The sequence below is a fragment of the Streptomyces sp. NPDC048415 genome (assembly GCF_040651675.1).
Lineage (GTDB): Bacteria > Actinomycetota > Actinomycetes > Streptomycetales > Streptomycetaceae > Streptomyces.
Genome location: NZ_JBEZKJ010000006.1, coordinates 55,623 through 78,740, shown reverse-complemented (window position 1 = coordinate 78,740; position 23,118 = coordinate 55,623). Strand labels below are relative to the sequence as shown.

Genomic DNA, 23,118 nt, shown 5'->3' with positions numbered 1-23,118 from the left:
GACGGACGCGGACATGATGACCGACTCGACCGCCACGGAACGTACGGCGCTCGTCGAGCTCGACGACGTCAGCAAGTACTACGGCAACATCCGCGCCCTCGAAGGCGTCTCGCTGGAAGTCCACGCGGGGGAGATCTCCTGTGTGCTCGGCGACAACGGCGCGGGCAAATCCACCCTCATCAAGATCATCGCGGGCCGCCACCAGCACGACGCGGGCACGCTGCGCATCGAGGGCGCGGAGACCCGCCTCGGCTCGCCGCGCGATGCCCTGGACCGCGGTATCGCCACGGTCTACCAGGACCTCGCCGTCGTCCCGCTGATGCCGGTCTGGCGGAACTTCTTCCTCGGTTCCGAGCCGCGTAAGGGCGTCGCCCCCTTCAAGCGCATGGACGTCGACTTCATGCGCCGGACGACCCACGCGGAACTCCTGCGCATGGGCATCGACCTCCGTGACGTCGACCAGCCGATCGGCACCCTCTCCGGCGGCGAGCGCCAGTGTGTGGCGATCGCCCGCGCCGTCTACTTCGGCGCCAAGGTCCTCGTCCTCGACGAGCCCACCGCGGCCCTCGGTGTGAAGCAGTCCGGTGTGGTCCTCAAATATGTGGCCGCCGCACGGGACGCCGGACTGGGTGTTGTGTTGATCACCCACAACCCGCATCACGCGTACCTGGTGGGCGACCGCTTCGTCCTCCTGAAGCGCGGCACGATGTTCAGCAGCAACGCGCGTGACGAGATCACCCTGGACGAGCTGACCCGCCAGATGGCGGGGGGAAGCGAGCTGGACGATCTGCGCCACGAGCTGGAACGCGCCCCTTAAGGGCCCCGGGGCCGTGACATTGTGCGGCTCCGCGGCCGGGTGCGACCAGCCACAGGCGGCCCGCAGCGCACTGGCGGCAGCAAGCTCCCACAGTGCAGCGGGCCGGGTGTGACCAGCCGCAGGCGGCCCGCAGCGCACTGGCGGCGGCAAGCTCCCACAGTGCAGCGGGCCGGGTGCGAGCAGCCGCAGGCGGCCCGCAGCGCACTGGCGGCAGCAAGCTCCCACAGTGCAGCCCCGCCGGGGCGTAAGGCAGAATCGGCCCGATGAGCACCTACCGCGACCTCGCACACCGCGGCTCCGCGCGGGCCACCGTCCTGCGGACCGTGGGCACGCGTGAGCGCCGTTCCCACCTCACGGCGCCCCGCGTCCCCACCGTCGGCATCGACATCGGCGGCACGAAGGTGATGGCGGGCGTCGTGGACGCCGACGGCAACATCCTGGAGAAGGTCCGCGCCGAGACGCCGGACAAGTCCAAGAGCCCCAAGGTCGTCGAGGACACCATCGTCGAGCTGGTCCTGGACCTCTCCGACCGGCACGACGTGCACGCCGTCGGCATCGGCGCGGCGGGCTGGGTCGACGCGGAGCGCAACCGCATCCTGTTCGCCCCGCACCTGTCGTGGCGCAACGAGCCCCTCCGGGACCGCATCTCAAGCCGCCTCGCCGTCCCCGTCCTGGTCGACAACGACGCCAACGCCGCCGCCTGGGCCGAGTGGCGCTTCGGCGCGGGGCGTGGCGAGGACCACCTCGTCATGATCACGCTCGGCACCGGTATCGGCGGCGCGATCCTCGAGGACGGCCAGGTCAAGCGCGGCAAGTTCGGAGTCGCGGGCGAGTTCGGCCATATGCAGGTGGTCCCCGGCGGCCACCGCTGCCCGTGCGGCAACCGCGGCTGCTGGGAGCAGTACAGCTCCGGCAACGCGCTGGTCCGCGAGGCCCGCGAACTCGCCGCCGCGGACTCCCCGGTCGCGTACGGGATCATCGAGCACGTCAAGGGCAACATCGGCGACATCACCGGCCCGTTGATCACTGAGCTGGCCCGTGAGGGCGATGCCATGTGCATCGAGCTGCTCCAGGACATCGGCCAGTGGCTCGGCGTCGGCATCGCCAACCTGGCCGCCGCCCTCGACCCCTCCTGCTTCGTCATCGGCGGCGGCGTCAGCGCGGCCGACGACCTGCTGATCGGTCCGGCGCGCGACGCGTTCCGCAGGCACCTCACAGGGCGCGGCTACCGCCCCGAGGCCCGGATCGCCCGCGCCCAGCTCGGCCCCGAGGCCGGCATGGTCGGCGCGGCCGACCTCGCCCGCCTCGTCGCCCGCCGCTTCCGCCGCGCCAAGCGGCGCCGGGTGGAGCGCTACGAGCGGTACGAGCGCTTCACCGAGACGCGTCGTACGACCCAGGGGTCGCTGTGACGCCCTCGTTGCCGCGCCAGGCGTCGCCGCCGGACGAGCCGCAGCGGCCCTCGGAGGATCCGCGCCACAAGGTCCGCCGCCGCGCCCTGACACTGCTGATCATCGTGCTGCTCATCGGCGTCCCGGCCGGTTACCTGGTGATCTCCGCCAACCAGAGCCGCGACAGCGGCAAGCAGAAGGAGGAGAAGTACTCGGCGACCGGCCTCACCTCGGGCTGGCCGTCACGCGTCCAGCGCCGCCTCTACCAGGTGCCCGTCCCCGACAATTCCACCGACGTCGCCTACTACGAGACGAACAACTGGAAGACCAGCCGCCTGTACGTGCAGTTCGGCACCACCGACGCGGGCCTCGACAAGTTCCTCGCGGGCGTGGGCACCAGCCGGGCCGCGCTGAAGAAGAACGACATCACCGTCAGCGACCGCAACCAGAAGGTCGTCGGCTGGGAGTTCACCGGACCCGGCCCCTGGTCGGGCCTCGTACACGAACAGAAGGACCCGGCGCCCACCCAGGACATCGTCGTGAACGGGTCCGAGCCCGGGCACCCCATGGTGTACGTGGTCTCGCGCACCATTCCCTGACCGGTCCCGGAGCCGCTCGGCGTGGCCGCCGAGGCCGATTGTCAGACCCCGCCCGTAGAGTCGAAGACAACTGATTCGACTGAGGGGCGGGAGGTGACCGGGCGTATGGGGGACGGGGTGGACTCGGTGGCCGAGCGGTCGCTCTCCGCGCGTGCGCTTCCCACAGGGGCGCATCCCGCGCGGGCGGTGTCCGTGCGGCTCGCCGCCGTCTTCCTGCCCGCGCCGCTGCCGCGCGAGGGGCGGGTCGCCTTCTGGGACCCGGCGGGGGAGCCGCTGCCCTCGGGTGAGCTTGTCGAGGGCATGGCGTCGGGCGGGTCTGTTGAAGGTGCGGCGTCGGCTGACCGCACCGAGCTGACGGTCGTACGACCGCACGGCCCCGGAGTCCGCCGAGGCACCGTCCCCGCGGTGACCCTGCCCATCGGCGAAGCCCTGCCCCTGCTGGCCGGGGCGCGCCGTGATCCCGCCGCGCATCCCGCCACGGCCTGCTGGGGCGCCGCCGCGCTGCACGCCCTGCGACTCGTCGCGCGCGGGCGGCTGCTGCCGGGACTGACACCCGACGGTCTCGACGCCTGGCGCGCCGGCCCGCTGGACCCGGACGACATCGCCCACCTCAGGGCGGTGGCCACGGCGCTCCCGTACGAGGGACACGCCGTTCCGCTGCCCGGCAAGGGCCCGCTGCGGCTCCCCGAACCGGAAGCACTGATGCGCTCCTTCCTGGACGCGGTCGCCGACACACTGCCACGCACGCCGGCCGCCCCCTACACCTCCGGGAGGCCCTTCGCGGCGAGCGAGCCGCAGCGGCTGCCCGGCGCGCACGACTGGGCCGCCGAGGTCGCCGCGGGCATGGACGCGGGCGTCCGGATCTCGCTGCGCCTGGACCTGTCCGCCTACCAGCTCTTCGACGACGGCGAGGGGGCCCGTCGCGCGGGCGCGGCCGTCGTCCAGGTGCACAGCCTCGCCGACCCCACCCTCGTCGTGGACGCGACGGCGCTGTGGGCGGGGGAGGCCGACGCGACCTTCGGCCCCCGCGCGCGCGTCGACGCGGCCCTGGCCGTGCGCCGCGCGGCCCGTATCTGGCCACCGCTGGACCGGCTGTCGGAACAGGACGTGCCCGATGTACTCGCCCTGTCCGAGGAGGAGTTGTCCGATCTGCTCGGGGTCGCGGCGACCCGCCTCGGCGCGGCCGGAGTCGCCGTGCACTGGCCCCGTGACCTCGCCCACGACCTGAGCGCGGCGGCAGTCGTACGGCCCGCACCCGGCTCGGCGACCGATGGCACCGGGTTCTTCGAGAGCGAGGAACTCCTCCAGTTCCGCTGGCAGTTGGCCCTCGGCGGAGATCCGCTCAGCGACGCCGAGATGGACGCCCTGGCCGAGGCCCACCGCCCGATCGTCCGGCTGCGCGACCAGTGGGTGCTCGTCGACCCGGCCCTCGTCCGCAAGGCCCGCAAACGGGAGCTGGGCCTGCTCGACCCGGTGGATGCCCTGTCCGTCGCGCTCACCGGCAGCGCCGAGGTCGACGGCGAGACGGTCGAGGCGGTGCCGGTCGGCGCGCTGGCCGCGCTGCGCGACCGCCTGACGGCGGGCGTGACACCCGTTCAGCCGCCACCGGCCCTCCAGGCCCGGCTCCGGGACTACCAACTCCGTGGCCTCGCCTGGCTGGACCTCATGACCTCCCTCGGTCTCGGCGGCTGCCTCGCCGACGACATGGGGCTCGGCAAGACCGTCACCCTCATCGCGCTGCATCTGCGGCGGGCCCGCAGCGAGCCGACTCTTGTGGTCTGCCCGGCGTCGCTGCTCGGCAACTGGCAGCGGGAGATCGTCCGTTTCGCGCCCGGTGTCCCCGTGCGTCGCTTCCACGGCCCCGACCGCACACTTGACGACCTCGACGGCGGCTTTGTCCTCACCACGTACGGCACGATGCGGTCCACCGCGCCGCGACTCGCCCAGCAGCGGTGGGGCATGGTCGTCGCGGACGAGGCACAGCACGTCAAGAACCCGTACTCGGCGACGGCGAAGGCCCTTCGTACGATCCCGTCCCCCGCGCGCGTGGCGCTCACCGGCACCCCCGTGGAGAACAACCTCTCCGAACTGTGGGCCCTGCTGGACTGGACGACCCCCGGCCTGCTCGGCCCCCTCAAGTCCTTCCGCGCCCGGCACGCGCGCGCGGTGGAGAACGGCGAGGACGAGGAGGCGGTGTCCCGACTGGCCCGGCTGATCCGCCCCTTCCTGCTCCGCCGCAAGAAGTCGGACCCCGGGATCGTCCCCGAGCTTCCGCCCAAGACGGAGACGGATCACCCGGTTCCCCTGACGCGGGAACAGGCCTCCCTCTACGAGGCGGTGGTCCGGGAGTCGATGCTCGCGATCGAGACCGCCGGCGGCATCGCGCGCCGGGGCCTGGTCCTGAAGCTCCTCACCTCGCTCAAACAGATCTGCAACCACCCGGGGCTCTACCTGAAGGAGGACGCGCGAGCCGCCGCCCACGGACCGACCACCCGCTCCGGCAAACTCGCCCTGCTCGACGAGCTGTTGGACACGCTGCTCGCCGAGGACGGTTCGGCACTGGTCTTCACGCAGTACGTGGGCATGGGTCGCCTGATCACCGCCCACCTCGCCGCGCGCGCCGTCCCCGTGGAGCTTCTGCACGGCGGCACACCGGTGGCCGACCGGGAACGCATGGTGGACCGTTTCCAGAGCGGTGCGACCCCGGTCCTGGTGCTTTCCCTCAAGGCCGCGGGCACCGGCCTGAACCTCACCCGCGCCGGGCACGTCGTGCACTTCGACCGCTGGTGGAATCCCGCGGTCGAGGAACAGGCCACCGACCGTGCCTACCGCATCGGCCAGACCCAGCCCGTCCAGGTCCACCGCCTCATCACCGAGGGCACGGTGGAGGACCGCATCGCCGAGATGCTCGAAGCGAAGCGCGCACTGGCCGACGCGATCCTCGGCTCCGGCGAGTCCTCCCTGACAGAACTGACGGACCGCGAGCTGTCCGACCTGGTGTCCCTGCGGAGGTCCGCGTGAACGGTGCGGAGAGCGACATGGACGGCCTGGGTTCCGGCGGCCCGGGCGAGGTGACCGGGCGGTCGCGTGCCGAGGGCAGTGGGCGACTGGGTCCTGGCGACGGGGACGAGGGAATCGAACGGCTGGGTTCCGGGGGCCGGGGCGAGGAGACCGGGCGGTCGCGTCCCGCCGATGCGGCCCGTCGGGCGCTGCGGGCGGCACGGGAGCGTGAGGGGTGGGCGGCCGAGCCCGCCGACGACCGGCCGGAGCGCCGCTCCGCGCGCGGACCGGCAGATACATCGACCGACGCCGGGGCCTCGTCCGGAGCGCGGCCGGGCGACGCGGCTCGCGAGGCCTTGCGGCGGGCGACGGGCGCGGGGAGGCCGTCGAGCGCCGATGCCGCCGCGTCGCCTCCGGTGTCCGGCGGGGCCGGTGGGGCCGCCGGGGCCGACGGGACCGGCGAAACAGGCTCGGTGCGAGCAGACGACGAGACGGAGAGCACCCCGGTGAGCCGCCGTCCTGCTGAAGGGGCCTCAGGAGGTGCACGTCCCGGTGACATCGCGCGCGAGGCGTTGCGCGCGGCGCGGGACGAGGCACGGCGGCCGCGGACGCGGGCGGGGGCCGAGGACACCGAGGTACCGGACGCTGGAGCCGAGTGGGCGACCGGCGCGGTGTCCGCCGGGGGCAAGGCAGTTGAGGCGGGCCGCCGATCCGCCGAGCCGACCGGTTCCGGGGCTCGACCAAGCCAGGATCAGGGCCCCCGGGTCCGTGACGTACGGGATCTGCTCGCCGGGGCCTTCGAGTTGCCCGCCGACGTGGCTCCGAGCGACGCCTCCTCCACGGGGCGCCCGGGGCGCACCGAAGGCGAGGCGCGCGGGCGCCGGTCCGCGCTCGGGGGCGCCCCGCACGAGGCGGCCTCGGACGCGCCCCCGGTCCGGCTCGGGGACGCGGCGCAGGAGGTGCTGGGCACGGGCTCCACGCATCCCGGGATCACCCGCGAGGACTCCTTGGACACGCGTCCTGCCCGGTCCAAGGAGCCGGAAGCGTCGACCTCGGGTACGCGGGTCGGGCAGCCGGGCGAGGAGGATGAGGCGTCACTGGGGCGGCGCTCGGTGCGTCCCGGGGCGGGGGAGGGCGTCTCGGGTACGCGGTTCGGGCGGCCGGGCGAGGAGGATGAGGCGTCACTGGGGCGGCGCTCGGTGCGGCCTGGGGGCGTCGGGGAGGTGATCTTGGGTGCGCGGTTCGCGCGGGCCGGTGAGGACGACGAGGCGTCTTTCGGACCTCGCCCCGCGCGGGCCGGGTCCCCGTCCGACGCGAACCCTGGCGGCCAGCCTTCGTCGTATCCCGGCTCCGAGCAGCGGGCCGTGCCTCCGCCGTATCCCGGGCCGGACCGGCGGAGCGCGCTCTCGGCGTCGTCCGGACCGGAGCGGGCCTCGGGACCGGTCGGCCGCCGCCCTCGGTCCATGGGATCGCCAGGGCGGGACGGGGAGTTGCGCCGGACCTTCCCTGCCTTCCCGGCGCGGGTGTCGGGGGCGGACTCCTTCGCGGAGACGTGGTGGGGGAACGCATGGGTGAGCGCCCTGGAGGAAGGGGCGTTGGACGCGGCGCGGCTGGCGCGCGGGCGGGTGTACGCCGGGCACGGGCATGTGGACGCGATCACGGTCACGCCGGGGCTCGTGCTCGCGTACGTTCACGGGAGCCGCCCGCGGCCGTACCGCGTGCAGGTCAGCGTGCGGACACGGTCCGACAGTGACTGGGACCGTTTCCTGGACGCGGCCGCCGAGCGGCCCGGGCACATCGCCGCGCTGCTCGACAAGGAGATGCCCAAGTCGCTCGCGGAGTGCGGGGTCCCGCTGCTGCCCGGCCCCGGCGAGCTCGAACCGCACTGCAGCTGCCCCGACTCCGGGCACCCCTGCAAGCACGCGGCCGCCCTCTGCTACCAGACGGCACGTCTCCTGGACGAAGACCCCTTCGTCCTTCTCCTGCTGCGCGGCCGCGGCGAACGCGAGCTGCTCGACGAATTGTCCCGGCGCAACGCCGCCCGCGCGGCCCGCGCCGCCCAGGAACAGGAGCCGGCCCCCCTCCCCGGCGTACGCGCCCGAGACGCCCTCGCGCGCCGCACACTGCCACCGCTCCCCGCGCCGTTGCCACCGCCCGCGCACCCCGAGCAGCCGCCGACCTACCCGGGCGCGCCGGGGGGCCCTGACCCGTTCGCGCTCGACCAGTTGGCCACCGACGCGGCTGCCCGCGCGCACGCGCTGCTCACCACGGGTCGCGATCCGGTGGCGGAGCTGACGCTCTGGCAGGACGCGGTGCGCATCGCCGCGGCCCGGCCCGGTTCCGGCCTCACCGCCGCGACCCGCGCCCTCTACTCCTCGCTCGCCTCCGCGACGGGGCGTACCCCGGCTGACCTGGCGCGGGCGGTCGCCGCGTGGCGGCAGGGCGGTTTCGAGGGGCTCCGTGTGCTGGAGGAGCCCTGGGATCCGCCGGCGGGCCGTTTCGACCGAGCCCGGCCGCTCCTCCTCGCCGCCGACCTCCCCGCCTTCCGCCCCTGGCGCAATCACCTCACCCACCCCCGTGGCCACGCCCAACTCCGCCTCGGCCACAACGGCCTCTGGTACGCGTACGAGTCCGAACCGGGCCGCGACGACTGGTGGCCCCGAGGCACCCCCGACCTCGACCCGGTCGGAGCCCTCACCGGCCTCGGCACACCGGACGACACCTGACGCGCCGAGGCGTACCGAGCGGCGCATGAGCGTGCGGAGGCCTACTGGCCAAGACCCGCGCACTGCTCGTCGGCGCCCGCGCCCGCGCGACCTGAGGCACCCCGGTCGCCCACCGGCGTACAGGTGCCGAGGCCCGCCGGACCGAGCCCCGCGCCCCCCCGGAACCGTCACGACGTCGGACCCGCCCCCGACTGACCGAATTCCCCCGCGAGTTGAGCCGCCGCCTCGTACCATGGCGCGCATGATCCTCGGCATCCACCACCCCGCTCCGCGGTCCCGCGCGCTGCTGTCGCGCGGTCGTTGTCGCTGATCCTCGTCACCTCGCCCGTCACGCGGCCCATGCGGCCCGCGTCACCTGCGCCGCGATCGTGTGGCCGACGCCGTAGCCCGGTTTGGTTCCGGCGTCCCCGTCCCCGCAGCGCCGTCCTCCACGCACGGCCGCATCGCCGAGCCCCGCCCCTCGCCGCCCGGCTCCAGCTTCCGAAAGGCAGGCCCTTCCATGCCCCACCCCGCATCCACCTCCGAATCCGGCTACGACCGCCGCAGACTCCGTCAGTGGCTCGCCGGCGACGCCCGTGCCGACGGTGTTGCCCGCCGCGACATGCTCAGACTGCTGGCCGCGGCCGGACTCACGGCGGCCGCGCCAGCCGCGTTCGCCGGGCCGGCGGTGGCCGCGACGGGGACCACCGCCACCGCGGCGGGCATCGTCAAGCCGCTCCCCGACGACTGGTTCACGATTCGCGGGACCAACGCCGAGACCAAGTTCGCGGCCCTCGCCGGAACCGGTTATCACACGCCCATCGACCACTTCTTCGTACGGAACCACACCGCCACCCCCGTCCTCGATGCCGAGACGTGGAAGCTGACCGTCTGGGGAGACGGCCTCGCCCGCCCGGAACCCGTCGAGTTCACGCTCGAAGAGCTGAAGCGGCTGCCGGTCACGACCCGGAGCGCGTTCGTGGAGTGCGCGGGCAACGGCCGTAGCCTCTTCACGACGCAGCAGGGCCAGACGGTCACCGGCACGTCGTGGACGCTGGGCGCGATCGGCACGGCGCGCTGGAAGGGCGTACGGCTGGCCGAAGTCCTGAACAGGGCTGGGCTCACCCGTCGCGCCGTGGACGTGTTGCCCCGCGGCCTCGACGCCGAGTACGTCACCGCGGACGGCACCAACCTCGGTCATGTGCGCCGCCCGCTGCCGCTGTCGAAGGCGCTGGACGACGTACTGCTCGCGTACGAGATGAACGGCGAACCACTGCCGCCGGACCACGGTCACCCGGTGCGCCTGCTCGTACCTTCCTGGGTCGGCATCGCGTCCATCAAGTGGGTCGGGGACATCGAAGTCGCCGACCAGCCGCTCTACTCGCCCTGGAACACCGACTTCTACCGGCTGTTCGGCGACGCGTATCCCGAGGGCGGCAGCGCACCCCTCACCCACCAGACGCTGAAGAGCGCCTTCGAGCTCGGCTGGAACGCGACGCTCCCGGCGGGCACCGACCACCACCTCACCGGCCGCTCCTGGTCCGGCACCGGTGGCGTCGTCCGTGTCGACGTGAGTACCGACGGCGGTGCGACCTGGCTCCGGGCCCGGCTGCACGACGCCCCGCACCGCGCGGGCTGGGTCCGCTGGTCCACCGACTGGCGGCCGTCGACTCCAGGGACGTACACGCTGCTGGCCCGCGCCACCGACACGACGGGCCGCAGCCAGCCGGAGACCACGGCCCTCAACACGCAGGGCTACCTCTTCGACGCGGTGGTCCGGCACCCCGTGCAGGTGGCCTGACCACATGTGATGGAGCCGTGCGGGCGGCGTGGACAAGCGGGGCCCATGTCCGCCCCCCACTGGAGCGGAAGCCAGCGTGGTGCGCGGCATGCCCTCCGGCATCGGCGGCATGAACGAGGTCGACACCGGCAACGACTGCGTGCAGACCTACGCCACCCGCGTCAAGCAGGGCGAATGGCACTTGTACGACGACATCCGTGAAGCTGCTCCGACCTGGAAGGAAGTATGTGGCCGCTCGGCCATGTCGGGCTGGATCAACTCCACCTCGATGGGCGGGGCCTTCAGCTCGGGCTTCTCGGGCAAGTACCGGCTGCTGGACAAGGACCCGTACTGGGTGGACTTCCCGCAGTTCGCGCACTGCGACGCATCGAAGGCGACCGTAGCCTGCACGGTTCCCAAGCCCTGACCGGCTACTGACAACTGGTGGGGCACAGCACAAGATCTACGCTGTGCCCCACCAGCTCTACGTTACGAACGGGAGGGAAACCAGCAGTGCCCGAAAATCTTGCCTGGATCGCCGACGCCTGGCGCGGCACCAACCTGAACGCCAGCGACCTCTACATCACCTGCGCCCGCGGCCTCAGCCCCCAGCAGCTCGCCGAACGCATGTCCGACCATGAACCTGTCGAGATCGGCGCAGCCCTCACCGGCCAGGAAGCATCCGCCCTGGTCGACCTCACACAGATCTACTGCGTCGGCCGCCTCGGCCGAAGCGGCAACTGGTCGTTCATCGTGGAGTCCGGAGGCAGCGAAGGTTGGGCTCTCGACCCGGCAGTCTCCCGAGACGGTGCCGAGGTACTGATCTTCGATCCGCGGCCGGACGACCCGCCCTCCTTCTTCCGATACCTCGCCGACGGTGAGGTACAGCTGCACTTCGAGCTGGGCGCCGGCTACTACCCCAGCGGCGCCCAACCCGACCTGCTGCGCCCGGCGCTGGAAGCCGCAGGGGCCATCGCGCCGGAAGACTCCATCGATGACCTGCTCGGCGACGACGAGGAACTGTCGCCTCTCGAAGCCAAGCGCAAGGCCCTTCAGGTCATCGGTGAGCATTTCGGACTGGCCCTGTCGCGGCAGGTGCTCGAGAGCGGCCAGCTTCCTTCCGTGGTCACACGCACCTCGCCTCCCACATCCTGGTGACCATCCTTGCCGCCTCGCAGTGTCACGTGTCGGGGCTACAGTCTGTCCGACGGCTCGTCTGATTCAGGTGGGAGTTCCCTGGATATCGGACGGCACGCAGAGAAGCTGCTGCCGATACGTCGCCGCCGAGTCAGTGCCGTGTTCCACCAGCAAGCAGGACCCCCATGAGCAGCCGCGTATCGCCGCCCCGCTCGTCAGCGGAGGACGCGGCTGAAGCTCTACTTCCGGACACTCAAGGGCCCACGTGCCCCGGCGGCGTGGGGACGCGGCCTCGCACCGTCGGTCGCTCAGCCCTTGAGGGTGGCGGCAATTCCCTCGGCCAGGGGGATCGACGCAACGAATCCGAGGTCGATGCGGGCCCGTTCGGTTGAGCACGTCCATGCCGTGCAGCGCAGTTCCCGGGTCTTGTCTCGGTTGAGTGGTGGTACGAAGCCGCCTAGCCGCCCCAGTGCTTCGGCGCACTCGGCGACCCCTCGCGTAACGGCGTGCGGGACGGGGAGCACCAGCGGAGGGCGGCGACCCAGCGCGTCGGCCACTGTCCGGCAGATCCCTTGCCAGGTGTGTTCCATGCCGTCCGAGACCGTGTAGACGCCCGAGTCCTGGACTTCGGGGCGCATCGTCCTGCCCCGGGTTGCGGCTGCGAGCAATGCGGTGCACAGGTCGTCGACGTGGATGACGGAGTAATGCCTCGGCCCGAAACCGCTTTTGACGACGAGTCCGCTGCGGATCATCGGCAGCAGCGACGGCAGGAACGCCGGGTCGCCCGGCCCGTACACGATGGGCGGCCGGATCGCGACCACTGCCAGGCGGTCGGCGAGTTCTCGGACGGCGAGTTCTCCGGCGAGCTTGCTGCGCCCGTAGTGGGAGACGGGGGCGGGTGGTTCGTCCTCGGTTCGCGGCTGCCCCGGCCGTGCGGGACCGGCGGCGGCCAGCGAGGAGCACACGACCAGGCGCGGCGGGGAGGCAAGAGAGGCCAGCGCCTTGGCGAGTCGTCCGGAGCCCGCTGCGTTGCAACGCCAATAGCCCTCGGCGGAGCGGGACTTGACCACTGCGGCGAGATGGAACACGCAGTCCGCAGCGGCGGCCGCCTCGCGCACCGCCTCGGTGCCCTCCGCGGTGGTGAGATCGCCCACGGTCAGTTGCGCGTCGGAGGGGAGGCCGGACCGGACGGAGGTTTCTCGCACCAGGGCTGTGACCCGGGCGCCTTGTGCGGTGAGTCGGGCGCACAGGCGCCGTCCGACGAAGCCAGTGGCGCCGGTGATCAGAAACCGTTGCCCGGCGAGATCGTCGAAGCCGTGGCGGGTCACTGTACGACTCGCTGCTCGAAGTCCGCGCGGACGACCGAGCTGTGGCGGTGATCGGCCTTGGCGGCCCGGTGCGCCTCGGTTCTGTGGAGGGTCGGGCTCCGCACCATGCCTGCCTTCGGGGGTGGTTGTCGCCAGGAACGGCACCGTATCACCGTAAGTACGCTATGTATGTGGCCTGTTACTTTCCGTGTCTGATCTCGTTGAAGAGAAGGCAGTCCGGAAAGCGGGTCGAGGAGGACCATTTGGTGGCGTACGACGGGGACCTCGCGCGACCGTGCGCGACGTTGACCGAGGTTCTTCGCACGCACGCTCGCTCGGGGGTGTCGGCCACGGTGGGGGCGGTGGGGGACGCGGAGTTGACCTATCCCGAGTTCTGGGTGCGCGTCGTGGAACGTGCCGCATGGTTCACCGGGCACGGGGTGAAGCGGGGTGACGCCGTCGCACTCGAGATGGACAGCACCACGGTGGCGATGGTGGCGTCCTTGGCGATTCCGCTCTGTGGGGCTGTCCTGGTGCCGACCGGTGTGCCGAGAGGGTTCGGCCCCAATACCCAGGAACGGCTCCGGGCCCTGGCCGCGCTGCGGGTCGGCGGAGCGCGCTGGTATGTGTCGGACGGCGCACCCATGATCGCCCCGGAAGAGACTCGCGCCGCCGGACTGAAGGTGGCGCATCTGTCTCTGGCGGAGGTGCCGGAGCGGGTCGCCGCACATGGGGCGGAACCGCCCGTACTCACGCCCGATCCGGACGACGTCGCGGTGGTCCAGTTCAGTTCGGGCAGTCTCGCCGCCCCCAGAGGAATCGTTCTCACCCACCGCAACCTGGCCGTGAATCTGCGCGCCATCACCGAACGCATCGGACTCGTGGCAGCCGGGCGCGCGGTGTCGTGGCTCCCGTTCTCCCATGACATGGGCCTGATCGGCAGCTTCTGGGCCAGTCTGTACGCGGGATTCGCCTTCCGGGCGCTGCCGCCGGGTTCGTTCGTACGTGATCCGCTGCGCTGGATCGAGCAGTTGGGCGACTTTCGCGCCACACACACTACCGGCCCTCCCTTCGCCTACGAGATGGCCGCCCGCGCCGCGGGGCGTGCGCCCGCCCGGCTGGCCGGTGTCGACCTGTCCGCGCTGAGCGTCGCTGTCATCGGCGCGGAGCGTGTCGCGCCGCGGCTCTGCGAGCGGTTCGAGGAGACGTTCGCCGGGCAGGGGATGCGTCGCCATGTGCTCCTGCCCGCTTACGGGTTGGCGGAGAATTGTGTCGCGGTCGCCTGCCGGGCACCGCTGGTCGGCTCGGTGGTGCGCCGCTTCGACACGGCTGCCCTGGAGCGCGGACGCCTTGTCCCGCTGCCGCAGCCCCGATCCTCGACGGAGTCGGCCGACGGCAGCGGTGGCGTGCGGGAACTCATCGGCCACGGCGCCCCGTTGCGGGGCACCGAGGTGCGGATCGTCGGCCCGGACGGGCGAGAACTGCCCGAAGGACGAGTCGGCGAGATCCTGATCGGCGGAGCGTCGGCGGCGCGCTGGACGATCGGCCCCGACGGCGTACGACGCCCGGCGGCCGGGGACGAGGGCCTCGTTGCGACAGGGGATCTCGGTGCGCTGGCCGACGGCGAGCTCTTTGTGATCGGGCGTTCGAAGGAAGCCGTGAAGTACGCCGGACGGCTGCTGGCCCCCACGGACATCGAGCAGACGGTTCTCGACGCCTCGCCGGAGACATTCGGAGCGGTCGCCGCGGTCGCCGTGGCGCGGGAATCAGCGGCGACCGAGGACCTCGTGTTGTTCCTGGAACTGGCGGATGCCCGGAGGACAGCCACCGGGGCTGCCGGCGAGGCCGCTCTGGTGAACAGCGCCCGGCTCACCGTACTTCGTGAGTTCCGGGTGCCGGTGAGCGATGTCTACATCGCACGGCGAGGCGCGCTCCCACGGACGGCCAGCGGCAAGGTACGACGGCTCAGCCTGGGCGCCGCCGTCATGGCGGGAGAGCTTCCTCCCGGAGTGCGACCGGCCGTCTCGGCGGAGTCCTGAACCCTCAAAGTCCTGAACCCTCGGTGTCCTGGCCGCTCGGCCCGACACGCACGGATTCCCGCCCCCCCAGTACCACGCGAAGACCGAAACAAGGCAGAGGAAGAGGACACCGTGGAAACAGCGCCGACGTCGGCCGAGGCAGTCCGTCAGGTCCCGGACCGGGAGGGCCTCAAGCAACGTCTGGCCGCTCGGCTGCGTATTGACGCGGCGGCGCTTTCCGAGAAAGCCACGCTTGATCAACTCGGGCTCGATTCACTGCTGTTGGCGGAGACGGTGGCCGACGTCGAGACTCGCTACCACGTGGAGTTCGACATGGCGGTGTTCGCCGAGAACCTCGTACCCACTCTCCCTCTCGGCGCGTTCCTCGACCTGCTGGGCGAGGGGCAGAGCCGGGGTTCCTCCCATGCCGGCGCCTGACCGGGGTAACGACGCGGGGCTGGGCGGGGCCGTGCTCGGGACCGTCGCCCGACGGCTGACCCTGCACCTGCTCGACCGTTTGGCACCGGACTCCTCGACACGGCCGGACCGGGTGAGTACCGCGCTGGGCCATGCGACCACCCACGGCCTACTGGGCACCCACTGCGACATCGCACTGCACGGACCCCCGGGCCGCCTGGAGGCACACGGATACGCGGATCAGGTTCTCGGTCTGCCCGACGCCCGGGCAGTGCTCGCCGAGGGCATCCGCCGACATGACGGTCGTCCCGTACTGCTTCTGCTACACCTCGACACTGCGCACACGCAGGTACGGGAACAGCGGTTCGGCGCCTTGGCCGGCGTCCGGTTCGCCAGGCTGGAGGTGACCGCCCTTCCCGTGCCCGACCATGCGCTGCTGGGCACCGTGGAGCAGCATGCTCCGTTGCTCGGCGACGCCGTGGCGGCCACCCGGCTGGGTCTTGCCCGGCTGCTGACCGACCTGGCCCAGCAGTCCGTCTCGGATGTCCTCGGGTACGCGAGCCGCAGGCCGTTTCAGGACGGTGTTCTGGCGGACCGCCAGGCATTCCTGCACGCTGTGGCAGAAGCTACCGCGGAGGTGCGGATGTGCCACGCGGTGACGCGTCGCGCAGCCACCGTGCACGGACCCGCCCAGTGGGACCGTGCCGTGCGGGCCGGGGTGTTCGTCTCCCGGGCCGTACCCCGGGTGGTGGGCACCGCCTGTCGGCTCTTCGGCGGGCAGGGGTTCATGGACGGGCATCCGATCGCTGCGGCCTACCGCGCGGCGGTCTTCGCCCCAGTGCTGCTCGGCGGAGAGCAGCGGCTGGTGCACAGCATGCGCGAACGGCTGGCGGGCGAGGCGTCCCTCCCACAGACGGTCGGGCGGCCCAGGCAGCCCGTGTCGGGGAGCCTTCGGTGAAGCGTGCCACGCCGCTGCGCGCTGCGACGATGCTCGATCCAAGCTCGCCCGCCGGGTTTCGCGAGTCGGCGCGCGTCCTGGTCGACGCCGAGATCACACCGCATCTGCTGTGCTGGGAGCGGCAGGGGAGCGTGACGCGCTCCCTGTTCGAAGCCATGGGCCGAGCCGGAGTGTTCGGCATCGGCGTACCCGTGGACCAGGGCGGACTGGGGCTGGACCTCGCCCATGGCATCGCGTTCGGCCGCGCCGTGATGCGTGAGCCGGCCGCCGGAGTGTGCACCAGTCTGTCGGTGCTGACGCACTTGGTCGCCCCTCTGCTGGCCGGCCACGGCACCCCCGGACAACGGGACAGGTGGCTGCGCCCGATCCTCGCGGGCGAGGCCGTCGCCTCGGTCGCGTTGACCGAGCCCGGCGGCGGCTCCGATCTGGTCCGTTCCGTTGCCGCCACGGCCCGGTCCGAACCTGACGGGTGGGTCCTGCGGGGCGAGAAGACGTTCATCACCAACGCGCCTCTCGCTGATGTCCTGGTCGTCCTGGCCCGCACCACTCCCGGCGCCTCCGCCCTGGGTCTGACCTTGTTCCTCGTACCCGCTGATCTGCCCGGGGTCGTTGTCACACCGCTCACGACGGCCGGGCTGCACCCCTCCCCGACCGGACGGGTGAGCTTTGAGGACTGCCGGCTGCCCCGCGAAGCGGTGCTCGGGCGCCCCGGACTGGCCCTGGCCCTCCTGGCGGGAATCCTTCCGCAGGAGCGTCTGGCGATCGCGGCGGGAGCGCTGGCCTGTGCCCGCTGGGCACTGGAACGAACGGCGCGTCTGGTGGGTCCGACGAGCCAGGCGATACCCGAACTTGCCTGGTGGGACGCCGAACTTGAGGCGGCAGAGACCTTCGTCGACGCCACCGCGGAACAGATCGGCGGCGCCGACGTTCAGCTGAACGCCGCGTTGGCCAAGACGGCCAGTGCCCGGCTGGCTCAGCGGGTCGTACAGGAATGCGCCCGGCTGTCCGGCCCCGACGCCTTCCGGGACGACGAGTCCGTCCCCGGCATGCTGACCGCGCTGCGTGATGTCCGCGTCTTCAGCGTGTACGGCGGCAGCTGCGAGACGGTCCGGGACACGGCCGCCGCAGAGATTCTCCGAGGCACACGCACCACTGGGTAGGGCCCGCACCACGCACATGAGTGAGAAAGCGAGATGAGAGCGCCGATGGAATTCGGTCCCGCGCACAGCAGCACGCTCGACCTGGTGGACCGCTGGCAGCAGGAGGACACCTATCCGCTGTTTCCACTGATCACGGAGGCCGCGACGACCCGGGCCCGGATCGGGGTGCCGCACGCCCGACCCGGCTCGGGGAACGCCCACGGCCAGTCGGTCACCGTCTTCGGGTCCGCCGACTATCTCGGGCTTGCCCGGCATCCGCAGGTGCTGGAAGGCGCGCTCGCGGCCACCCGCCGGTTCGGCACGGGCACGTACGGAACGCAGGCGGTCGGCGGATACACCCAACTGCACCAGGAGTTGGAAGCTGCCGTGACCGCCTGGTCCGGGCGCCCGTCCGCGCTCCTCTTCCCGACCGGGATGCAGGCCAACCTGGGCGTACTCGGCACCCTGGCCGGACCTCGTGACCATGTCTTCGCCGACCGCTTCAACCATCAGTCGATCACCATGGGGATCCGACTGTCCGGAGCCACCACACACGTCTTCCGGCACAACGATCCCGAGCATCTGGCGGAGTTGCTCCGTGCGGCGCCCCGGCGGCAAGGGTCGGGGCGGCGGCTGATCGTCGTGGACGGCCTGTTCAGCGCCGACGGTGACCTCGCCCCGCTGGCGGAGATCGCCGATCTGGCCGAACAGTACGACGCCCTGCTGGTGGTGGACGAGGCGCACAGCGCGGGCACGCTCGGCCCTCAGGGGCGGGGCGTGGCCGAGTCGCTCGGTGTGCTGGACCGGGTCGACGTCATCACGGGTACGTTCAGCAAGGCGTTCGCCTCCACAGGAGGGTTCGTCTGTGCCGACGCCGACGTGGTGACGCTGCTCAGGCATTCGGCGGACGCCTATCTGCTGTCCCTGGGCCTGCCGCCCGGCACCGTCGGGGCAGCACTGGCGGCGTTCTCGGTGCTGGCGGTAGAAGGGGCTGAGCGGCGGCGCAGGCTACAGGACAACGCGCGTACGCTGCGCGCCCGGCTGCACGCCGCCGGCGTCGGTACGGCCGACTCCGCCGCCCATGTGGTGGTGGTGCCGGTGGGCACCATGGACCGCACCGCGCGTGTCACCCGGAGACTGGCCGAACGCGGCCTGCTGGTCTGCCCGTTGTTCCCGCCGGCCGTGCCGATCGGCGGAGCCCGGCTACGGCTCGGCGTCTGCTCGGAGCACACCGAGGAGGACATCGACCAGGCGGTCGGCCTGATCGCCGCCGCCCTCGCCGAGGACGAGGACGCGCGCGCTGAACCGATCAAGGGGACGGTGTGACGGCCATGTCACGCGCCCTGTCCGATCCACCCCGTGTCACGGTGGTGCGCGACTCCGCGCGGCGCCGGGAGTTCATCCGGCTGCCATACCGGCTGTACCGGGGCGACCCCTGCTGGGTGCCGCCCCTGGAGAGCGAGCGCAGGGCGTTCCTCGACCCGCGGAAGAACCCCTTCTTCGAGTTCGGCGACGCCGAACTGTTCCTCGCTCATCGGGGAGACCAGGCCGTCGGACGTGTCGCCGCCGTCCACAACCCCCGGCACAACACCCACCGCGGTGGCAGCGACGGATTCTTCGGGCTCTTCGAGTGCGCGGACGATCCCGGCGCGGCCCAGGCGCTGTTCGAAGCCGTCGGGGACTGGCTGCGCGGGCGCGGGCTCACCTCGTCGGTGGGGCCGGTGAGCTTCTCGACCAACGGCGAATGCGGCACGCTCGTAGAGGGTTTTTCCTCATCGCCGACCGTCCTGATGCCGTACAACCCGCCCCATCACGACACGTTGTTGCTGTCCTGCGGATTCACCAAGGCCAAGGACCTGTGGGCCTGGGAGTGGACCACACAAGCACCGGTGGACGATGCCGTCACCCGGCTCGCACGATGGGCGCAAGAGCGCGGTGGCGTCCGCGTACGACCGCTCGATCTCAGCGACTTCGACGCCGAGGAGCGGCGGCTGCGGGACATCTACACCCACGCCTGGGAACGGAACTGGGGCTTCGTACCCCCCACGGAGCGCGAGTTCCGTCACCTCACGGCACAGCTTCGGCGCATCGTCCGGCCCGAACTGGTTCTGGTCGCGGAGGTGGACGGGGACCCGGCGGCATTCTGCCTGGCCGTTCCCGACGCCAATCAGGCGCTGAAGGCGGCCGGTGGCCGACTGACCCGATACGGGCTGCCCGTCGGCCTGATCAGGGCCACCAGAGCCGCCCGCAGGATCGACCGGTGCCGACTGATCGCCCTGGGAGTGAAACCGGAGTACCGGAACCGGGGCCTCGACGCGCTGCTGTACACGCGCCTCGCCCAGGCCGGACGCCAACTCGGCTACAAGGGTGGCGAGTTGTCATGGGTCCTGGAGGACAACTCCGCCATGAACCAGGCCATCGCGCGGATGGGAGCGCGGCGGTCCAAGACCTATCGGATCTATCGGCGGCCCCTGTGATCAGAGGGCTGAGGCACACGCTGAGGCACACGAAGGTGAGACGCGATGACAGCGAATGAGCCACTGCGGTGTGACGAGAGCGCCGGGCGGGCGGACCGGCTGCGCGCGTCTCCGCCCATGTTCCGCTCACGCTTCCTCGACCGCTTCACCCGTGTGCATCCCGCCGTACCCCCGTTGCTGCACGGCCCGGTCGTCCTGCTGCTGCTCGCCTGGGCGGTCCGGCACACCGGGGCGCTCCTGCTCCTGGCGTACGTTCTGCTCGGCTACGGAGTATGGACGCTGACCGAGTACTGGGTGCACCGGGCGCTGTTCCACTTCACCCCGCGCAGTGCGTGGGGGCGCCGGGCACACTGGATGGTGCACGGGGTCCACCACGACCACCCCAACGATCCCCGGCGGCTGGTCATGCCCCCCTCGGTCAGCGTCCCCGGCGCATACGGCGCCTACGAGCTGTTTCACCTGCTGGCGGGAGCGGGGCCGGGCGCCGCCCTGACCGGCGGATTCGTCGCGGGCTACGTGGTGTACGACGTCCTGCATTTCCACATGCACCACCACCGCCCGTCCACGGCTCTGGGCCGACGCCTGCGCAACCGCCATCTGCGCCACCACTTCCAGGACGAACGGCGCGGGTTCGGCGTGAGCTGCCCCTACTGGGACCACGTCTTCGGTACTGCCTCGCGCTGAAGGCTTCGCCCCCAGGTCGGCAGCCACCAGTTCACCCTGCCCGCGAGCTGCATCACGGCGGGTACGAGCAGTGCGCGTACAACCGTGCAGTCCACCACAACGGCCACCGCGAGGCCGACGCCCACCACGCGCAGATGCAGCAGCCCGGACAGCGCCAAAGAGGACATGGATACGGCGAAGACCAGCGCGGCGGACGTGAAGAGCCGCCCCGTCTGCTGCAGACCGGTCACGACCGCGAGTGGGGTGGGGCTGCCGCGCCGGTGCTCCTCAAGGATCCGCGAGAGCAGGAAGACCTCGTAGTCCATGGAGAGACCGAACGCCACAGCGAACATCAAGGGGATGAGCACATCGGTGATCCCCGCAGGAGACACACCGGGAAACCAGCCCTCCTGGAAAACGGCGACCAGCACTCCGAAGGTGGCAGCCAGACTCAGCATGTTCAGCAGCACAGCCTTCACCGGAACGAGCAGACTGCGGGTGTAGAGCAGCAGCAGGAGGAAGGTCCCACCACAGGCGAGTACCGCGACGAGCGGCAGCCGGTCCGTCATCACCTTCTCGGTGTCCGCCAGCCGGGCACCCGGACCACCGACGAGAGCCGGAACCGGTGCGGGGACCCGGCGGAGCCGCTCCACCAGCCGGCTCCCCTCCGGAGTGAGCGGCGCGCTGGCGTACGTCTGGGGGGTCACGGCCAGCCGACTGGCGGACGCGGCGGTGAAGGACGCCGCCCGGGCCGCCGGGAGCGGAGACCGGTTCCCGTGCTGGTAGGTCCCAGTGACGGTGTCCACTTGGGCCACACCGGAGACGTAGGAGAGCCTGCGGGCGTATCCGTCGAGCGCTGCCCGGTCCCGTGAGCCCGCCTCCGCGTTCAAGCCGGGCAGTACGACGGAGGGGGCGCCAGACGCGGCGGAGCCGAACTCGGTGCGCAGGGTCCGGGCGGTCGCGGCGACCGGCGAGGAACCCGGGAGCGTCGCATCGGCGTACACACCGAACCGCACCTGAAGCGCCGGTACGGCGAGGAGGACCAGGAACCCGAACCCCGCGAGGGCGACGGCGGCCGGCCGCCTCACCACCCAGCGTGCCAGCCGGGCCCAGGAGTCGCTCTCCCGGCGCCCGCCGCGCGGTCGGCGCAGCCGGGCGAAGACGTCCCCGCGGTCGATACGGGAGCCGAGCACCACGAGCAGCGCGGGCACGACCACCAACGCCCCCACGGCGGAGGCGACGACGATCGCGGTTCCGCCGAAGGCGAGAGACCGCAGCAGCGGCAGCGGGACGACCAACAGCGTGCACAGAGCCGCCACCACGGTGGCGCCGGAGAACGCCACGGCGCGTCCGGCAGTGCGCAGCGTCACCTTCACCGCCGCGTCCGGGGTGTTGCCCGCGGCGACCTCCTCCCGGTAGCGCGAGACGAGGAGCAGGCTGTAGTCCACGGCCAGCCCAAAACCCAAGGCGGTGGTGACACTGACGCTGAAGGCCGACACCGGCACCACACCGTCCAGCAGCCGCAGGCATGCCCCGGCGATCACCACGGCGAACGCGCCCACCACGACCGGAAGCAGCGCGGCCACGGCACTGGCGAACACCCACAGCAGGATCAAGAGGATCACGGGCGCCGCGATGAACTCGGCCAGGTGCAGACCGTGTTCGCTGAGCCGTTCGCTCTCGGAGAGGACCGCGTCCTCGCCCCCGGCGGAGACCTTCAGCACTGCACCGGGGCCGGTCTTCCCGGTATACCGGGCCATCACATCGTTCGCTGCGGCGCGCACGGCCCGCTCGTCTCCGCGGAAGCGCACCAGTACCAGCGCGCGACGTCCGTCGGCTGTACGGAACTCGGAGAGCCGGAGCGGCCAGTAGCCTCGGACCCACTCGGTGCGCGGATCGGCGGCGAGACCTGCGAGGAGCTTCTGGCCGGCCCGGGTGGCGCGCGGGTCGTCGACCGACCCGGAAGAGGTGGCCACCAGCGCCAGATGAGGTTCACCGGTTGTGAACCGGGAGGCCAGGAATTCGTCGGCGCGCAGGGACTCGGCGGTGGGCGGCGTCCAACTCTCGGGGGAGGGACGGCTGCCGACACCTAGGAGGACCCAGACCGCACAACAAGCGGCCAGGCAGGCGAGGACGAGCACCCCAGCCGCACGACGTTTCGCAAGCCGTGCCGGGACCGTCTGTTCACCGAACTGCAGGACTGTCGTGTGCCCCTCCTGAGGGGCGGTCTTCACCACGCCTGGGGCAACGACGCCACGGTCCAAGGGTCACCGAGCCGGTCACCATTCATGAGGCTGTTTCCGAACTCCGCACCGCCGACGCGGAGGGTCGCGTCGGCGCGGGCCCCGTCAGGTTGTAGATCGTGTCCTGTGCGGTCCAGGCGGTCCATGTGAGTCGCTTAAGCGCAGGTCAGGTCCCTGTGGTCCAGGTGCGTCGACACTGTTGGTGATAGGCAGTGAGAGGTGGTTTACCCTCGTCGGCCGGTGCCGACGGGGGTTCTGCGTGTCGCGGCGGGTCTCGCTGTGGGGCGCTCGATGCGGCCTGTCGGGTTCCGGGGCGTGACGCCATTGCAGAGGCCAGCGCCCGGGCGGCCTCGCTCAGAGCGCCCAGCGCGCTCGCGGTGGACTGCTCGGCGCGCAGCCCGTCCATGGCCCGATACCGAGGTCAGCCGCGTCGGTTGACAGGCGTGATCTTTCCGCGCCGCTTCCACTGG

General features: G+C 71.8%; 17 protein-coding genes. 15 read left to right on the top strand and 2 right to left on the bottom strand.

Annotated features, from left to right (window positions below):
* The first annotated feature begins 16 nt into the window (after positions 1 to 16).
* The 8 genes from AB0D27_RS06850 (at position 17) to AB0D27_RS06815 (ending at position 11,447) form a co-directional block, all read left to right on the top strand.
* A complete protein-coding gene (locus tag AB0D27_RS06850) occupies positions 17 to 817 on the top strand; it encodes an ATP-binding cassette domain-containing protein (protein ID WP_362503423.1) in 801 nt (266 codons plus the stop codon).
* A 263-nt stretch (positions 818 to 1,080) separates the two neighbouring features.
* Positions 1,081 to 2,226 (top strand): ROK family glucokinase, encoded by a 1,146-nt coding sequence (locus AB0D27_RS06845; RefSeq protein WP_362503068.1) that lies wholly within the window; start codon positions 1,081 to 1,083, stop codon positions 2,224 to 2,226.
* Positions 2,223 to 2,804 (top strand): sugar kinase, encoded by a 582-nt coding sequence (locus AB0D27_RS06840; protein WP_362503066.1) that lies wholly within the window; start codon positions 2,223 to 2,225, stop codon positions 2,802 to 2,804. Before AB0D27_RS06845 ends, AB0D27_RS06840 begins: the two co-directional genes overlap by 4 nt.
* A gap of 105 nt (positions 2,805 to 2,909) precedes the next feature.
* Positions 2,910 to 5,825: an SNF2-related protein gene (locus AB0D27_RS06835; RefSeq protein ID WP_362503063.1), complete on the top strand. Its 2,916-nt coding sequence runs from the start codon at positions 2,910 to 2,912 to the stop codon at positions 5,823 to 5,825.
* A gap of 485 nt (positions 5,826 to 6,310) precedes the next feature.
* On the top strand, positions 6,311 to 8,530 hold the full coding sequence (locus tag AB0D27_RS06830; protein WP_362503420.1) for an SWIM zinc finger family protein: 2,220 nt from the start codon (positions 6,311 to 6,313) through the stop codon (positions 8,528 to 8,530).
* Positions 8,531 to 9,029: 499 nt separating this feature from the next.
* Positions 9,030 to 10,310 (top strand): sulfite oxidase, encoded by a 1,281-nt coding sequence (locus AB0D27_RS06825; RefSeq protein WP_362503060.1) that lies wholly within the window; start codon positions 9,030 to 9,032, stop codon positions 10,308 to 10,310.
* Between the two features lie 88 nt (positions 10,311 to 10,398).
* The gene (locus AB0D27_RS06820) at positions 10,399 to 10,716 is read left to right on the top strand and encodes a hypothetical protein (RefSeq protein ID WP_362503058.1); all 318 of its coding nucleotides are present in this window, start codon (positions 10,399 to 10,401) and stop codon (positions 10,714 to 10,716) included.
* 86 nt (positions 10,717 to 10,802) lie between these two features.
* Positions 10,803 to 11,447 (top strand): DUF6461 domain-containing protein, encoded by a 645-nt coding sequence (locus tag AB0D27_RS06815; RefSeq protein ID WP_362503056.1) that lies wholly within the window; start codon positions 10,803 to 10,805, stop codon positions 11,445 to 11,447.
* A 287-nt stretch (positions 11,448 to 11,734) separates the two neighbouring features.
* Here the strand turns inward: AB0D27_RS06815 and AB0D27_RS06810 are convergent, their stop codons facing one another.
* Entirely contained in the window at positions 11,735 to 12,754 is a 1,020-nt protein-coding gene (locus tag AB0D27_RS06810; RefSeq protein ID WP_362503053.1) for an NAD-dependent epimerase/dehydratase family protein, read from the bottom strand.
* Positions 12,755 to 13,038: 284 nt separating this feature from the next.
* Here AB0D27_RS06810 and AB0D27_RS06805 point away from each other — a divergent pair, with 284 nt between their 5' ends.
* The 7 genes from AB0D27_RS06805 (at position 13,039) to AB0D27_RS06775 (ending at position 20,426) form a co-directional block, all read left to right on the top strand.
* Positions 13,039 to 14,772 (top strand): AMP-binding protein, encoded by a 1,734-nt coding sequence (locus AB0D27_RS06805; protein ID WP_362503050.1) that lies wholly within the window; start codon positions 13,039 to 13,041, stop codon positions 14,770 to 14,772.
* A 111-nt stretch (positions 14,773 to 14,883) separates the two neighbouring features.
* Entirely contained in the window at positions 14,884 to 15,189 is a 306-nt protein-coding gene (locus AB0D27_RS06800; RefSeq protein ID WP_362503048.1) for an acyl carrier protein, read from the top strand.
* Positions 15,176 to 16,126 (top strand): acyl-CoA dehydrogenase family protein, encoded by a 951-nt coding sequence (locus tag AB0D27_RS06795; protein ID WP_362503046.1) that lies wholly within the window; start codon positions 15,176 to 15,178, stop codon positions 16,124 to 16,126. Before AB0D27_RS06800 ends, AB0D27_RS06795 begins: the two co-directional genes overlap by 14 nt.
* The gene (locus tag AB0D27_RS06790; RefSeq protein WP_362503043.1) at positions 16,123 to 17,286 is read left to right on the top strand and encodes an acyl-CoA dehydrogenase family protein; all 1,164 of its coding nucleotides are present in this window, start codon (positions 16,123 to 16,125) and stop codon (positions 17,284 to 17,286) included. The genes AB0D27_RS06795 and AB0D27_RS06790 overlap by 4 nt, the downstream gene beginning before the upstream one ends.
* A 45-nt stretch (positions 17,287 to 17,331) precedes the next feature.
* Positions 17,332 to 18,591, top strand: a complete 1,260-nt coding sequence (locus tag AB0D27_RS06785) for an aminotransferase class I/II-fold pyridoxal phosphate-dependent enzyme (RefSeq protein WP_362503041.1) — start codon at positions 17,332 to 17,334, stop codon at positions 18,589 to 18,591.
* Positions 18,592 to 18,596: 5 nt separating this feature from the next.
* Positions 18,597 to 19,742: a GNAT family N-acetyltransferase gene (locus tag AB0D27_RS06780; RefSeq protein WP_362503417.1), complete on the top strand. Its 1,146-nt coding sequence runs from the start codon at positions 18,597 to 18,599 to the stop codon at positions 19,740 to 19,742.
* A 45-nt stretch (positions 19,743 to 19,787) separates the two neighbouring features.
* Positions 19,788 to 20,426 (top strand): sterol desaturase family protein, encoded by a 639-nt coding sequence (locus tag AB0D27_RS06775; protein ID WP_362503038.1) that lies wholly within the window; start codon positions 19,788 to 19,790, stop codon positions 20,424 to 20,426.
* Here AB0D27_RS06775 and AB0D27_RS06770 read toward each other — a convergent pair.
* Complete coding sequence (locus tag AB0D27_RS06770) at positions 20,390 to 22,639, bottom strand: MMPL family transporter (RefSeq protein ID WP_362503036.1); 2,250 nt, start codon at positions 22,637 to 22,639, stop codon at positions 20,390 to 20,392. The genes AB0D27_RS06775 and AB0D27_RS06770 overlap by 37 nt on opposite strands.
* Between the last annotated feature and the right edge of the window lie 479 nt (positions 22,640 to 23,118).

Bases quoted from the DNA above. Each gene is read 5' to 3' on its own strand.
- AB0D27_RS06835 (WP_362503063.1), top strand. From the start codon at position 2,910: ATGGGGGACGGGGTGGACTCGGTGGCCGAGCGGTCGCTCTCCGCGCGT.
- AB0D27_RS06785 (WP_362503041.1), top strand. From the start codon at position 17,332: ATGGAATTCGGTCCCGCGCACAGCAGCACGCTCGACCTGGTGGACCGC.
- AB0D27_RS06780 (WP_362503417.1), top strand. From the start codon at position 18,597: ATGTCACGCGCCCTGTCCGATCCACCCCGTGTCACGGTGGTGCGCGAC.
- AB0D27_RS06825 (WP_362503060.1), top strand. From the start codon at position 9,030: ATGCCCCACCCCGCATCCACCTCCGAATCCGGCTACGACCGCCGCAGA.
- AB0D27_RS06775 (WP_362503038.1), top strand. From the start codon at position 19,788: ATGACAGCGAATGAGCCACTGCGGTGTGACGAGAGCGCCGGGCGGGCG.
- AB0D27_RS06850 (WP_362503423.1), top strand. From the start codon at position 17: ATGACCGACTCGACCGCCACGGAACGTACGGCGCTCGTCGAGCTCGAC.
- AB0D27_RS06795 (WP_362503046.1), top strand. From the start codon at position 15,176: ATGCCGGCGCCTGACCGGGGTAACGACGCGGGGCTGGGCGGGGCCGTG.
- AB0D27_RS06845 (WP_362503068.1), top strand. From the start codon at position 1,081: ATGAGCACCTACCGCGACCTCGCACACCGCGGCTCCGCGCGGGCCACC.
- AB0D27_RS06820 (WP_362503058.1), top strand. From the start codon at position 10,399: ATGCCCTCCGGCATCGGCGGCATGAACGAGGTCGACACCGGCAACGAC.